We start from the raw sequence: 14,453 nt of genomic DNA on the forward strand, positions 1-14,453 counted from the left end.
CGTGGTCGCAGGGCGCGCCGGAGCACACCGATCGCGGTGACGTCACGCGGTGGGTGCTCGGGTGGCGCGGCTGCTGCGGTCAGGCGGCGAGTTCGCCGGCCTGGAGCTGCCAGAAGGATGCGTAGAGTCCGTGCTGGGCGAGGAGTTCGTCGTGGGTGCCCTGTTCGGCCACGACGCCGCCCTTGTCCATGACGTAGATCCGGTCGGCGTGGCGGACGGTGGAGAGCCGGTGGGCGATCACGACCATGGTCCGCTCGGCGGCGAACCTCCGGAGCGTGCGCTGGATGGCGGCCTCGGTCTCGTTGTCCACGGCGGAGGTGGCCTCGTCGAGGATCACGACCGGCGCGTCCTTGAGGATCGCCCGCGCCAGGGCGATCCGCTGCCGCTGGCCGCCCGAGAGCGCGGCGCCGCGTTCGCCGATCAGGGTGTCGTAGCCGTCCGGCAGCGTCGCGACGAAGGCGTGCGCCTCGGCCATCATGGCCGCCTTGACCACGGCCTCGTCCGAGGCGCCGAAGCTGCCGTAGCGGATGTTGTCGGCGATGCTGCCGTCGAAGAGGAACGGGTCCTGGGCGACGAACCCGACCGCGTCCCGCAGGTCCCGGCGCGGCAGGTCGCGCACGTCGCGCCCGTCGAGCAGCACGGCACCGGACTCCGCGTCCTGGAAGCGCATCAGCAGCTTGGCGACGGTCGTCTTGCCGGAGCCGGTGGCGCCGACGAGGGCGGTGACCTGGCCTGCGGGAATGGTCAGCGAGAGGTCCTCCAGCACCGGCGGGCGGCCGGGGTAGGCGAAGGTCACTCCGTCGAGGACGATCTCGCCCCGCACCTTCCCGGTGTCGAGCGGTCCGCCGATGCCCTCTGCCTCGACGGGCAGGGCCCGCAGGTGGTGGACCCGGTCGTAGGCGGCGAGCGTGCGCTGGTACTGGTCGACGATGCCGCCGAGTCGGTTCATCCGCAGCAGCACCATCTGGGGCAGCCCGATCAGCGGGCTGAACACCTCGAACGGCAGGCTGCCGTTGAGTACCGACCGGCCGCCGATCAGCAGGGTGCCGGCCATCGAGCTGGTCGTGCAGACCCGGACGGTCTCGGCGTGGCGGATCGTGCTCCGGTCGGTCCGCTCGTTGCTCTCCTGGGCCACCGCGCTCAGCCGGTCGATGCGCTCGGCCTCGTAGTCCTCGGTGCAGAAGCTCTTGACGGTGGCGCCGGCCTCCAGGCTGTTGACCAGCTGGCTGTGCAGCCTGGCCCGGTTCTCACCGGAGACGGCGTAGTCGGCCGTGACCTTCTCCTGGTAACGGAGCGACAGCCAGGCGATGACCGGGATGGGCAGGAACGCGATCCAGGCGATCTGCGGTGCCAGCAGCAGGAACACCGGCACCAGGATGGCCAGGCTGGTGCCCAGCTGGAGCACGTCGTTGGCCGAGGTGGTGAAGAAGGCGCCCAGCTGGCGGACGTCGTCGGTGAGCACGCCGGCGATCCGGGTGGTCCGTTCGCCTTCCAGGTGCCGCAGTTCGAGGTGCTGGACGTGATCGTACGTGCGGCTCCGCCAGTCGTGCTCGATGTCCTGGCCGAGTCGGCGCCACTGGAGGTTCGAGGAGTAGGAGAGGCCCGCGACGGCGGCACAAGCGACGGCCACCAGCCCTGCCAGGCCCCAGAGTTGGGCGGACGCGGTGGTCAGACCGATGCGGACCAACGGCGCGGCCTCGCCCTTGATGAGGACCAGAGCCGTCCAGCCGAGGAAGGTGGCGAGCGCCATCTCCGCGACCTGGCAGGCGACCGAGAGCGCGGAGGCGCGGAAGAGCCGGCGCCGGTGCGGTCCGACGACCTCCAGCAGGGGGTGGCGTTCGGTTCCGGTCCCGGCCGGCTCGCCGGCCGTGTCGGCCGTTCCGCGCCAGGCCTTCCGAAGGACGGCCACGGTCGCGGTCGCGACCCCGCCGAGTGCCACCAGTTGCCTGCTCAGCGCCGACCCCCGGATCAGCGCGACGCCGGCAGCCACCCCGCCGCCGACGGCGAGGACCGGTCGCACGACGAGGCCGCGGTCCGGGCGCGGGGCCGGTGCGGCGGGCCGCGCCGACGCCGGACTCACCGTCCCGGTCGGCCCCTGCACGACCAGGGCGACGGCCCTGCGGACGATCCGGCCGACGTCCACGGCGCGCACCCGCGCGTCGTGCCGGACGAGGACTCCACCGGTGACCGGACTCGCCTGCGCCTCGGTGATCCCGGGGACGCGCCGCAGGGCGGCGGCGAGGATCTCGGCCGTCCGGGGCCGTCCGAGGACCGGCTTGACGTCCCAGCGCTGGCGCCCCGGGATGACCGAGCGCGGGCGCACGTCCGAATCCACGGGAAGGTTCCCGGCTGCTGCGGCCAGCAGAGATGGCATGTGTACGATCACCTGTTTGCGGAGGTCGCGGATGGACCGTCATTGGGCATGACGGAGCACCGCGGCAAATGGAAAGTCTGAAGGGGAAAGCGATACGGCCGACGGGGCGGCGGTAGCTGCTCGGGCACATCTTCCGAGACCGTTCGAAACATGCGCCCGAGCGACTGATCGGTCCGCGGGGCGGAGCGTCAGGGAGTCTTGCCGGCGCCGACGGTCGCGGTCGCGCGGATCTTCGGGGCCCTCGACTCGTGCTCGACCCGGTGGACGGGCTCGGTCTTGTCCTTGTGCGGGACGGGGCCCTCGGCGGCCCGGTGGTGCTCGTCGGAGGTGATCTGCGCGGCCACCATGTCGGCGGCCACCTCGGCCGCGAGGTCGTGGATTCCCTCTCCGGCCTCATGGGCCGCCTTCTTCACCTCCATGGCGATGCCGACGGACGTCTTGACGACGCCACGGACCAGCGGCTTGAGGAGCCGCTTGGCCAGCGGCGCGACGATGAGGCCGATCAGGAAGGGCGGTACTACGGGCGGCATGATGCTCCAACCTCTCTACGCAGACGGATGACAGGGGACCCCGGGGGCACTGCGAACTCCGGAGCACACACAACAGGGCGGACGGAAGCACCCATGTCCGAAATTCTTCGTTCCCGTGCCGGATTCCCTGCTGGGCCGAAAATTCCTCTGGGGTCCACCGCCCGCTCTCTGGCCACCGTAGTCGAGCCAGGTCCACCGAGAGCAAACGTCCTTGGCGGAATTCACCCGTGCGAGTGCTTTAAATCCAATCCGCCTCCACGGGCTGGAATATGCATACTCACCAAATAAGCCAATTATCCTATTTAACTATCAGGTCCCGTCCTGGGCCCCTCGTTCCACCCGTCGGCGCAACACGGGGAACGGCAGCCCGCCACCACCCAGCACGGCCTCGTGGAAGGTCCGCACCTCGAAACCGGCCCCCTTCTCGGCCTCCGCCCGGGCCCGCAACCGAACGAACTCCAGGTAGCCCGCACGGTAGGACAGCGCCTGCCCGGGCAGGTCCGTCGAGTACCGCAGCAGGTCCGAGGCGATCTGGCCGTCCGCCTCGGTGGAGTTGGCGCGCATGAAGTCCCGGGCCTGCTCCAGGCTCATCGTCCCGAGGTTGAGCCCGGTGTCCACGACGAGGCGCTGCGCGGTGAATCGCTCCTGCGCAAGGCGCCCGTAGGCGTCCCAGGGGTCGTCGTAGAGGCCCATCTCCCAGCCGAGGCCCGCCGCGTACTCGGCCCAGCCCTCGTTGAAGGCGCCGAACTCGGCCACCTCACGACGCAGTTGCGGCAGCACGCGGTTCTCGGCCTGCCGGGCGAGGTGGAAGTGGTGCCCGGGGGCCAGCTCGTGGTGGATCAGGGAGGCCGCGCCGATCAGCGAGCGCCCTTCCAGACCGGAACCGTTGTAGCGGTAGCGCCCGATCGGGGCGGCCGGAGTGGGCAGCTCGTAGTACCCGAAGGTCATCCCCGCCTCCAGCGCCGGATCCAGCCGCGCCAGTCCGTACGGCGCGGCCGGCAGCACCGCGAACCAGCGCGGCAGCAGCGGGGCGAGCCGGTCGAGGTAGCCGCGATAGCGGGCCTCGACCTCCTCGGGAGTCCGCGCGTAGAGCCGGGGCTCGGTGCGCAGCCGCTCGTGGAACTCCCCCTCCGGGCCGTGGAATCCGAGGGCGGCTCGGGCCTCCCGCATCCGCTCGGCGAGCTCCCGGCACTGCTCCCGGCCGAGCTCGTGGAGCCGCTCGGGCGGCGTGTCGCCCCCGCTGTGGATCCGGACGAACTCCCGGTACGCCTCCTCACCGCCTTCATACCGGGCCCAGCCGACGGCCTGCGGCGCCTCGCGCTGGTAGTCCGGGTCGTCGAGGACGGCGCGCAGGCCGTCGAAGGCCGGCAGCAACTCGGCTTCCACCAGCCGCCGCACGCCGCTCCGGACCCGTCCGCGCTCGGCCGGCCCCAACTCACCGAGCCGGGCCTCGTCCACCTCCACGCGCTCCGCCACCGACGCCCGCAGGCCCGCGAGGGTGGCGCGCACCCCGGGCAGGGCCGGAGCGGGCACCCGGAAGCCGCGCGCGGCCTGCCCCGCCGTCTTGTCACCGATCGAGCCGACCACCCGGGCCAGCTCGCGCACCAGCACCAAGTACCGTTCGGTGTCCGCTGGTTCGCCGAACCGGTGGCTCCGCAGGACCGCGTCGACGTACTGCGACAGCGGGAACAGCCGGTACGGCGTGGCCGCGGGCGTCAGCCAGTAGCAGCGGTGGGCGCGCACCTCCTGCTCGGCCAACCCCGCGAGGAATCCGACGGTGTCGGCATCGGTACCGGACAGCTCCGCGCCGTCGAGCGTCCGCGCCCGGGCCAGCACCTCCTCGGCGAACCGCGCCCGCTCCTCGGCCTCGGCGGGCGACGCTCCGGGGAGCGTCTCGACCGGGAGCCCCTGGCGGACTCTCAGCAGTGGATCGCGCTCCAGCAGGAACTCCCAGTAGCGGTCCGCCAGATGGCTCGTCGCCCGGCCCGGCTCGTTCGTCCTCGCGCTCATGCGGCCAGTGTGGCGGTGCCGGGCCTGCCGCCCTGCCCGGTCGCCCGAAACAGCGGCCTCGGTATCCCCCGAACGGATGAGGCGGCGGGTTTCGCCCCCGACCCGTACGGAAGGCGACCGCATCAACCGGAGCGCCGGGATGTCACCGTGCGCACGGACGTTCTGATGAGCTTACTTGTCCCCGGTCGGCGCGCCGGGAGGGTCGGCTGTGCGTGCGCCGGATCCGGTTCCCGGGATCGCGGCGCCCTCATCACCCGGACCGCCCGACGTAGCGTGCTCGGCGACCCCTGCGCCTCCGGCCGCCGCCACACCGCCCCGGAGGTCCTGATCGCGCCCGAGCGGAGCACCGTCGCATGACCGTCACCCAGGACAAGCCCCTGCACCACCACACCGGCGCGGGGTTACCCGCCCCGTTCGCCGTCGCGGGGACCGGGGTGCACCTGCCCCCGACCGTCGTCACCAACGAGCAACTGACCCGCTCCCTCGACACCAGCGACGCATGGATCACCAGCCGCACCGGCATCCGTGAACGCCGCCGCCTGGCCCCGGACCTGGCCACCTCCGACATGTGCGTCGACGCCGCGCACCAGGCCCTGGACGCGGCGGGCACCGCCCCCGCCCAGTTGGACGCGGTGATCGTCGCCACCTACACCTGGGACCAGCCCCTGCCCTCCACCGCGCTGATCGTCAAGGACGCCCTGGGCGCCCACCGAGCCCTGTCCCTGGACGTCACCCAGGCTGCCTGCGCATCCGGCGTCCAGGCCGTACTGATCGCCGCCCACCTCCTCCAGAACCCTTCCATCACCACCATCCTGGTCCTCGCCGCCGACTGCGCCTCCAGGATCACCGACCCCACGGACCGCACCACCGGCGTCTTCTTCGGCGACGCCGCGGCCGCCGTCGTGCTCACCCGCTCCGAGACCGCGGGCGCGGGCCTGCTCTCCTACGACCTGGGCTCCCAGCTCTCCTACGACGTCCAGGTCCCGGCCGGCGGCTCCCGGCTGCCCACCAGCGCATCCACCCTGGCCGCCGGCGCCCACTACCTGCGCATGGACGGCCGCTCCGTCTGGAACACCGCCACCACCCGCCTGCCCGAGAGCATCACCAGCGCCGCCCGGCAGGCCGGCGTGCCGCTCGACGAGATCCGGCACTTCTTCCTGCACCAGGCCAACCTGAACCTCCTCACCGAAACCGTGAAGGCCATGGGCGTCCCTCAGGACCGCGTCCCCGTCACCGTCGACCGGCTCGGCAACACCGGATCGGCCGGCCTGTTCACCGCGCTCCACTCCACCGTCGCCGCGGGCGGCCTGCGACCGGGCGACACCTACGTCCTGTCCGGGATCGGCGCGGGCTTCCAGTGGGGCACCCTCTGCCTCCGGCACGCCTGACCCCGACCACCGTGCCACATTCGAACACTCTTACCGGGCAAGCGAGTTGACTCGCCAGTGGCAGAACTCGGTGGCACCATGACGGCCATGCCCCGTCGTACCCCGCCGCCCGTCCGGACGGCCGCCGCCACCGTCCTGGCCGCCGCACTGACCGTCACGGTGGCCGGCTGCGGGGGCGCGGCCCGTCCCTCGACGAGCACCCCGCTCGTCGAACACGGGACCGTCCGGATCGCCGCGTCCAGCGAGACGCCGAGCTTCGACCCGTACACGGCCTTCGGCGCGGCCCAGGCCCGCTACGCCTACGACTCGCTGGTCAACGTCTCCGCCGACGCCACCCTGGTCTCCGGCCTGGCCTCCTCCTGGGAGGCCACCACCACCACGGCCGTCTTCACCCTCCGCCCGGGGATCACCTGCTCCGACGGCACCCCCCTCACCGCCACGGCGGTCGCCCGCGCGCTGACCTACGCCGGAGACCCGGCCAACCAGCTCGCCGGCGCCCAGACCGTCCTGCCCAGCGTCCCGTACACCGCGAGCGCCGACGACGCGACCGGCACCGTGACGGCGACCACCACCACCCCCTTCCCGTTCCTCACCCGCACCATCGGCCTGCTGCCGATCGTCTGCCCCGCCGGCCTCGAGCGGCCCCGGACGCTGGACCGCTCCACCCGGGGCACCGGACCGTACGTGCTGACCCACTACACCCCGGGCGGGCCGTACGAGTTCACCGTCCGCGAGGGCTACACCTGGGGCCCGGCCGGCGCGACCACCGCGGAGCCCGGCCTGCCGGCCCGCCTCGTCATCTCGGTGGTGCCCCAGGCCTCCACCACCGCGAACCTGCTGCTCACCGGGGGCGTCGACATCGCGGACGTGAACGGGCCGGACCGCACCCGGCTCACCGGCCACGGCCTGTCCACCACCGACGTGGCGACCGTCGTCGGGATGACCTTCTTCAACCAGCGCCCCGGCCGGCCGCTGGCCGAACCGGCCCTGCGCCGGGCCCTGGTGTCCGCGCTCGACCGCCAGGGCCTCGCCAACGTCGCCGTCGGCGGCACCGGCACGCCCGCCACCGACTTCGGCGCCGAGGGCGCCGTCTGCCACGCCGACCTCGCGGCCGCGAACCTGCCCGCGCAGGACGCCACCGAGGCACTGCGCGCCGCCGGCTGGACCCGTGGCCCGGACGGCCGGCTGACCAAGGACGGCAAGCCGCTCCGGCTGCGCCTGATCACCAGCCCCGACCTCGGCCCCACGCTGTCACCCGTCGCCGAGCTGATGGCCCGGACCTGGACGGTGCTGGGCGCGGACGTCAAGCTGGTCACCGAGAGCCTGCCCGCGCTCGTCAACGCCATGTACCAGACCGGCGACTTCGACGTCGTGGTCGGCACCTCCCCCGGCTTCGCCCTGCCCGTCGGCTTCATCCCCTTCTTCTCCGGCCCGCCCCCCGCCCAGGGCCTCAACTTCGCGGGCGTGGCCAACCCCGAATACGACGCCCTGGTCGCCCAGGCCCTCCGGGAACCGGACACCGAAGGCTGCGCCACCTGGAACCGGGCCGCCGCCGCCCTCTTCCGATCGGCCGACGCCCTGCCGATCGCCGACGGCCGGAGCAGCGTGTACGGGCGCAGCACCACCTTCGCCACCACCTTCGGCGGCCAGCTCGTCCCCACCAGCATCCGCCTGCACCGATGACCGGGGGAACCCGCGTGACCGTACCCCGCCGTTCGCCGCCTCTGCCGCATCTGCCGCGTCTGCCGCGGCACCTCATGCCCCGCCTCCTGCGGCACCCGTGGACGGCGTTCCTCGGCCGGCGCACCGCCCGGCTGCTCCTCTCGCTCGGGGTCGTGCTCACCGCATCGTTCGCGATGATCCGCCTGGTGCCCGGAGACCCGGTCCGCGCGGCGCTCGGCGTCGACGCCTCCCCCGCCCTGGTGGCCGCACGCCGGCACCAACTCGGGCTCGACGAACCCTTCCTGGCCCAGTACCGGCACTATGTCGACGGCCTCGTGCACGGCGACCTCGGCACCTCGCTGGTCACCTCGACACCGGTCGCGGAGCTCGTCCGCACCCGGCTGCCGGCCACCCTGGAGATCGCCGGCCTGGCCTTCCTCGTCACCCTCGCCGTCGCCCTGCCCGGCGGCCTGCTCGCCGCCGTCCGCACCCGGGACGGCCGGCATCCGCGCAGCGAACTGGCGTTCACCACGCTCACCGCCGGCCTGGCCGGGATCCCCGACTTCGTCCTGGCCGCCGGGCTCACCGCGCTGCTGGCCGTCGGCCTCCAACTGCTGCCGGTGGCCGGCACGGCGGGCGCCGGGTCCTTCGTCCTGCCGGTCCTCGCGCTCTCCGTGGCGCCCACCGCCGTCCTGGTGCGCATCGTCCGGGTGGAGGCGCTGAAGGTGCTGTCCGAGGACTACCTGCGCACCGCCCGCGGAAAGCGGCTGTCACCGCTACGCCGTTACCTACGGCACGCGGCGCCGAACATGGCCACCGCCGCGCTCACCGTCGCCGGAGGCCTGCTGCCCGCCCTGATCGCCGGCACCGTGCTGGTGGAGAAGGTCTTCGCCTGGCCCGGCATCGGTTCGGCCCTGGCGCAGTCCGTGAGCTCGCAGGACTACCCGGTGATCCAGGCGATGGTCCTGATCCTGGGCACGACCGTCCTGCTCGCCGCGCTCCTGGTCGACGTGCTGCTGGCGCTGCTCGACCCGCGCTCGACGATCCGGGAGAGCTGAGGTGCCGATGCCCCTTCCCACCAGGTACCTCCGCTCGCCCATGGCCTGGGCCGCCACCGCCATGCTGGCCTCTCTGATCGTGCTCGCGCTGGCGGGCCCGCTCGTCTGGGGCGCGGCGGCCGACCTGCCCGACCCCTCGGCGGTGCTCCAAGGCCCCTCCACTGCCCACCCCTTCGGCACCGACAACCTTGGACGGGACCTGCTCGCCCGGGTCCTGACCGCCACCCGGCCCTCCCTGCTGCTCGCGCTGGCCGCGACCGCGATCGGCGCGAGCACGGGCATCCTCCTCGGCGCGTCCACCGCCGTCGTCGGCCCCCGCGCCCGCCGCCTGCTCGCGGCACTGATCAACCTCCTGCTCGCCTTCCCCGCGCTCCTGGTCGCGCTCTTCCTCGCGGTCGTGTTCGGCGCGGGCGCGGCCGGGGCGATGCTCGCCCTCGCCGTCGCCGGTGTACCCGGCTTCGCCCGGCTCGCCCAGACCCTCGCCGCCGCCGTCGCGGGCACCGACCACCTGGCCTCCGCCCGGGTCCTCGGCCTACGCCGGCACCGGCTGCTGTGGCGGCACGTCCTGCCCAACATCGCCGAACCGCTGCTGCTGAGCGCGACCACGGCGGCGGGCACCTCCCTGGTCGCGCTCTCCGGGCTGAGCTTCCTCGGCCTGGGCGTCCAACCGCCCGGCTACGACTGGGGGCAACTGCTCAACCAGGGGCTCGACCGGATCTACGCACAGCCGCTGCCCGCCCTCGCCCCCGGCCTGGCCATCCTCTACGCGGCGGTGACGTTCCAACTGCTCGGCGAGGTCCTGGCCGGAGGCGCCGCCCGGCGCAACCCGGCGGACCGTGCGGACCGTACGCCCCGGCGACGGATCGCGCCGGGTGGGCCGAGTGCGCCGAGCGGGCCGGGTGGGCCGAGCGGGCCCGCCGAGGACGGCCTCGTCCTCCAGGTCGAGGAGCTGAGCGTCGAACTCCCCACCCCGGACGGTGTGATCCGGCCGGTCCGCGGGGTGAGCCTCTCCCTGCGGCCGGGCGAGATCGTCGGACTCGTCGGCGAGTCCGGCTCCGGCAAGTCGCTCACCGCGCTCGCGATCGCCGCCCTGCTCCCCGAACGTGCCCGGGTCTCCCACCGCACCCTCCGGCTGCTCGGCGCCGACCTGGACGCCATGACGCCGAAGCAGCGCGACCAGCACCTCGCGACCGGCCTGGCGATGGTCTTCCAGAACCCGGCCACGGCACTCAACCCGTCACTCCGGATCGCCACCCAGCTCACCGAGGCACCCCGCACCCATCTCGGCACGAGCCGCACCCAGGCCCTGCGCGATGCCGCGGACGCCCTGCAACGGGTGGCCCTGCCCCCCGCCCTGCTACGGTCACGCCCCCACCAGCTCTCCGGCGGCCAGCGCCAGCGCGTGATGATCGCCGCCGGCCTGATGATGCGGCCCGGCCTGATCATCGCCGACGAACCGACGACCGCCCTCGACACCACCGTGCAGCGGCAGATCACCGAACTGCTCTCCGACCTGCGGCGGGACACCTCCGCCGCCGTCCTGTTCATCAGCCACGACATCGCGCTCGTGAGCGGATTCTGCGAACGCGTCCTGGTGATGTACGCGGGCTCCGTCGTCGAAACCCTCCCCGCCGACCGGCTCGCCACCGCCGCCCGGCACCCCTACACCCGGGCCCTGGTCGCCTCGGTACCGGACCTCACCGCGGACCGCGACCGGCCGCTGCCCACCGTGGCGGGCGCGCCGCCCGACCCGATCGCACCCGCCCCGGGCTGCCCGTTCGAGCCCCGCTGCCCGTACCGGCAGGACCGCTGCGCCCGGGAGGCTCCGCAGCTGGACGACGTCGACGCGCTCCAGCGGGTCGCCTGCTGGTACCCCCCGCCGGCGCCGGCAGAGACGGACCGGGCGACGGAACATACGGAACATCAGGTGGAGGCGGACCCGTCATGACCAGCCTGCGGCTCTGCGACCTCACCGTCCGCCACCACGGCCCGCGCGGCCCCGTCACCGCCGTGGACCGCGTCTCACTGGAGGTCCCGGCCGGCACCACGCTCGGGCTCGTCGGCGAGTCCGGCTCGGGGAAGTCGACCCTGGCCCGCGCGATCGTCGGGCTCGCCCCCGTGCACGGGGGCCGGGTCCTCGTCGACGACCAGGACGTCCGGGTCCGTACCGTCCGTGCCCGGCGCCGGCTCGGCCGCCTGGTCCAGATCGTCCTCCAGGACCCGGACACCGCGCTCGACCCCCGGATGACCGTCCGCCAGACCCTCGTCGAGGCCGCCACCGTCTTCCAGTGGCTCGACCGGCACGCCCGTACCGAGCGCGTCGCCGCGCTGCTCGACCTCGTCGGACTGGACCCCCGGCTCGCCGGCCGCCTGCCCCGGCAGCTGTCCGGCGGCCAGCGCCAACGGGTCGCCGTCGCCCGCGCCCTGGCCGTCGGACCCGGACTCCTGATCGCCGACGAGATCACCTCGGCACTCGACGTCTCGGTACAGGCGTCCGTCCTCAACACGATCCGCGAACTCCGGCAACGGCTCGGCCTGTCCATGCTGTTCATCGGCCACAACCTGCCCGCGGTCTGCTACGTCTCCGATACGGTGGCGGTGATGCAGCGCGGCCGGATCGTCGAAACGGGCCCCACCGACGCCCTCCTGCGCGACCCGCAGCACCCCTACACGCGCGAGCTCCTCGCCGCCGTCCCCCGCCTGTCCGGCCCACCGCCCTCCCGGAGGTCCCGATGACCGTCGACCGACCCGACGCGGTGGTGGTCGGGGCCGGGGTGATCGGCACCGCCGTCGCCCTCGAACTCGCCCGCACCGGACGGCAGGTGGTCGTGGTGGACAAGGCCGGCGCGGCCGGCCACGGATCGACCGGCGCGTCCAGCGCGATCGTCCGGTTCAACTACTCCACCTTCGACGGCGTCGCCACGGCCTGGGAGTCCCTCCACCTGTGGGCGTCCTGGCCCGAGCACCTCGGGCTCACCACCGACCGCCGCCCGCTCGCGGCCTTCCGCCGCACCGGCGCCGTGCTGCTCGACGCGCCCTTCCCCGAACCCGCCGACACCGCGGCCCTGTTCGACCTGGCCGGCGTCCCGTACGAACGGTGGGACACCGCGACCCTGCGCGGGCGCCTGCCCGGGATCGACGCCGGGCGGTACTGGCCGCCGAAGCCCGTGGACGACGACGCCTTCTTCGACGGCCCGGCCGGTGAGCTCGGTGCCCTGTTCACCCCGGACGCCGGGTTCGTCGACGACCCGCAGCTCGCGGCCCAGAACCTCGCCGACGCGGCGGGCGAGCTGGGTGCGCGTTTCCTGTTCCACCGCACCGTGGTGGCCGTCGACCGGCACGCGGACCGCGTGGCAGGCCTCCATCTGGCCGACGGGGCCCGGATCGCCGCGCCGGTCGTGGTCAACGCCGCCGGCCCGTGGTCGGGAGGCCTCAACCGGCTGGCGGGTGTCGGCAGCGACTTCACCATCGGTGTACGCCCCCTGCGCGAGGAGGTCCACCAGATCGCCGCGCCCGACAGCTCCACCACCCGCCTCACCAGCGGCCCCACCGCCCGCCCCGGGCCGGTTCCGGTCGTCGCCGACCTCGACCTCGGCACCTACCTGCGCCCGGTTGCCGGGGGCCGCCTGCTCATCGGCGGCACCCAGCCGGCCTGCGACCCACCGGAGTGGATCGACGACCCGGACGAAGCCGACCCGCGCCCCACCGCCCACCGCTTCCGGACCCAGGTGACCCGCGCGGCCCGCCGCTTCCCCGGGATCACGGTCCCCAGCCGGCCCGTCGGCGTCGCGGGCGTGTACGACGTCGCCGACGACTGGACCCCGATCTACGACCGCACCGCCCTCGACGGCTACTACGTCGCCATGGGCACGAGCGGCAACCAGTTCAAGAACGCACCGCTGGTGGGCCGCTACCTCGCGTCCCTGATCGACCTGGTCGAGGCCGGCCACGACCATGACGGCGACCCGGTCCGCTACCGCTGCGAGCACACCGGCAACGTCGTGGACCTGGGCGCGTTCTCCCGCCGCCGCCCGGTCCGGACCGGCTCCGCCCGCACGGTCATGGGCTGAGGGTGCGCAGTTCGCTCACCAGATCCGAGACCACCCCGACCACGAACCCGGGCTCCTCGGTCGGGAAGTCATGGCCGGTTCCCGTCGGCGTGTGCACCACCCGGGACGCGGTCGACGCCGCCAGGTAGCGGGTCCGGGCCCCGAGGTAGAAGCGCGCCATCCGCTCGGCCTCGGCGGCGTCCCCGGCGGCGGCCAGCACCGTCTCCCCGCCCGTGAGGTCGCGGGGTATGACCAGCACCAGCGGCAGGTCGCCGAGGTCCCCGTCGTAGACCACGGTCTCCCAGCCCACCTCCGCCAGGCCGACGGGCGAGAGCTCCGCGAAGATCGACGCGGCGGCGCAGTACTGGCCGGTCCGACTGTCCCGGCCCCGGCCCCGGTGAACACCGAACAGGTGCCGCACCGCCGTCAGCAGGAACTCCCGGCGCATGCCCGCGACCAGCCGATTGGGCGGCGCGAAGGCGATGACCTCCAGGGGCGTCGGATCCAGCAGCACGAGTCCGGCCACCACGTCCGGCCGCCGCCTGGCGGCATTCGCGACCAGCAGCCCGCCGAAGGAATGGCCGACGAACACGTACGGGGCCCGCTCCCCCGCCGCCTCCAGCGCGGCCACCAGCTCCTCCGCCTCGGCCGCCGTCGTCCTCGGGAAGGGCCCGACGTCACTCCAGCCCGAGCCGAACCGGTCGACCAGCACCGAGCGGGTCCGGGCCGCCATCATCGCGTGCAACTGCCCGAACTCCTCGCCCGGCGCGTGCCCGCCCGGCATCCAGACCACCGTCGGCCCATCCCCGGCAACCCCCTCGGCGAGGACGTGCATCCGGCGTCCGCCCACCCCCACCAGCCGCCCCGGCGCCCCGCCCGCCCCCGCGCCCCGGCCGACCAGCAGCAGATGCCGCACCGCGCCGACCGCCAGCACCACACCCACAGTCACCACTAAGCACCCGAGCGCCACCACCCATCCCGCACCGCCCCCGACCAGCCCGACCCCCACACCCACCACCAGCACCGCGACCGGCACTCCCGCCCAGTCCCGGCTCAGCGACGCGAGCAGGGCATCCGCCACCCGTCCGTTCCGGCGCATCGGTCCTCCACGGCATCCGAGAGGCGACCTCTCCCCTTGTTCTTCCCCCAGCCGCCCACCCCGACGCGCCCCCACGAACACACCTTCGACACAGCAGGCCCTGCCCGCCCTGCGCCACACCCACCGCGCGCCCCGCCGCCGTGTCGCTGCCCATCGGAGAGGAGCCGGCCACCAGGCCACATCTCCACAAATGCAAAGAACCCCCATCCGGTTTCCCGGATGGGGGTTCTCTGTGAATGATTGTTCGGCGGCGTCCTACTCTCCCACAGGGTCCCCCCTGCAG

10 protein-coding genes are annotated in these 14,453 nt (G+C 73.7%); 6 read left to right on the plus strand and 4 right to left on the minus strand.

The window, feature by feature from the left end:
* Positions 1-79 precede the first annotated feature (79 nt).
* From AB0O82_RS31240 to AB0O82_RS31250, 3 genes are all read right to left on the minus strand, one after another.
* Positions 80-2,374: an ATP-binding cassette domain-containing protein gene (locus AB0O82_RS31240; RefSeq protein WP_363587268.1), complete on the minus strand. Its 2,295-nt coding sequence runs from the start codon at positions 2,372-2,374 to the stop codon at positions 80-82.
* A gap of 188 nt (positions 2,375-2,562) precedes the next feature.
* Positions 2,563-2,904, minus strand: a complete 342-nt coding sequence (locus AB0O82_RS31245) for a DUF5132 domain-containing protein (protein WP_363587269.1) — start codon at positions 2,902-2,904, stop codon at positions 2,563-2,565.
* A 309-nt stretch (positions 2,905-3,213) separates the two neighbouring features.
* The gene (locus AB0O82_RS31250) at positions 3,214-4,914 is read right to left on the minus strand and encodes a DUF885 domain-containing protein (protein WP_363587270.1); all 1,701 of its coding nucleotides are present in this window, start codon (positions 4,912-4,914) and stop codon (positions 3,214-3,216) included.
* A gap of 353 nt (positions 4,915-5,267) precedes the next feature.
* Between AB0O82_RS31250 and AB0O82_RS31255 the strand changes: the two genes are divergently transcribed.
* The 6 genes from AB0O82_RS31255 to AB0O82_RS31280 all read left to right on the plus strand — a co-directional run bounded on the left by AB0O82_RS31255 (position 5,268) and on the right by AB0O82_RS31280 (position 13,092).
* Positions 5,268-6,302, plus strand: coding sequence for a beta-ketoacyl-ACP synthase 3 (locus AB0O82_RS31255; RefSeq protein WP_363587271.1), 1,035 nt, complete (start codon positions 5,268-5,270; stop codon positions 6,300-6,302).
* Between the two features lie 87 nt (positions 6,303-6,389).
* The gene (locus AB0O82_RS31260) at positions 6,390-7,985 is read left to right on the plus strand and encodes an ABC transporter substrate-binding protein (RefSeq protein ID WP_363587272.1); all 1,596 of its coding nucleotides are present in this window, start codon (positions 6,390-6,392) and stop codon (positions 7,983-7,985) included.
* Between the two features lie 74 nt (positions 7,986-8,059).
* Positions 8,060-9,022, plus strand: a complete 963-nt coding sequence (locus AB0O82_RS31265) for an ABC transporter permease (protein ID WP_363587273.1) — start codon at positions 8,060-8,062, stop codon at positions 9,020-9,022.
* A 7-nt stretch (positions 9,023-9,029) separates the two neighbouring features.
* Positions 9,030-10,970: a dipeptide/oligopeptide/nickel ABC transporter permease/ATP-binding protein gene (locus tag AB0O82_RS31270; RefSeq protein WP_363587274.1), complete on the plus strand. Its 1,941-nt coding sequence runs from the start codon at positions 9,030-9,032 to the stop codon at positions 10,968-10,970.
* The gene (locus AB0O82_RS31275; protein ID WP_363587275.1) at positions 10,967-11,758 is read left to right on the plus strand and encodes an ATP-binding cassette domain-containing protein; all 792 of its coding nucleotides are present in this window, start codon (positions 10,967-10,969) and stop codon (positions 11,756-11,758) included. Before AB0O82_RS31270 ends, AB0O82_RS31275 begins: the two co-directional genes overlap by 4 nt.
* On the plus strand, positions 11,755-13,092 hold the full coding sequence (locus AB0O82_RS31280; RefSeq protein ID WP_363587276.1) for an FAD-dependent oxidoreductase: 1,338 nt from the start codon (positions 11,755-11,757) through the stop codon (positions 13,090-13,092). Before AB0O82_RS31275 ends, AB0O82_RS31280 begins: the two co-directional genes overlap by 4 nt.
* On the opposite strand, the gene AB0O82_RS31285 is transcribed toward AB0O82_RS31280, so the two are convergent.
* The gene (locus tag AB0O82_RS31285; protein ID WP_363587277.1) at positions 13,082-14,170 is read right to left on the minus strand and encodes an alpha/beta hydrolase; all 1,089 of its coding nucleotides are present in this window, start codon (positions 14,168-14,170) and stop codon (positions 13,082-13,084) included. The two genes, AB0O82_RS31280 and AB0O82_RS31285, sit on opposite strands and share 11 nt — an antisense overlap.
* Positions 14,171-14,453: the final 283 nt, after the last annotated feature.

Origin of the sequence: Kitasatospora sp. NPDC088264 (genome assembly GCF_040685715.1) — a bacterium.
Classification (GTDB): Bacteria; Actinomycetota; Actinomycetes; order Streptomycetales; family Streptomycetaceae; genus Kitasatospora.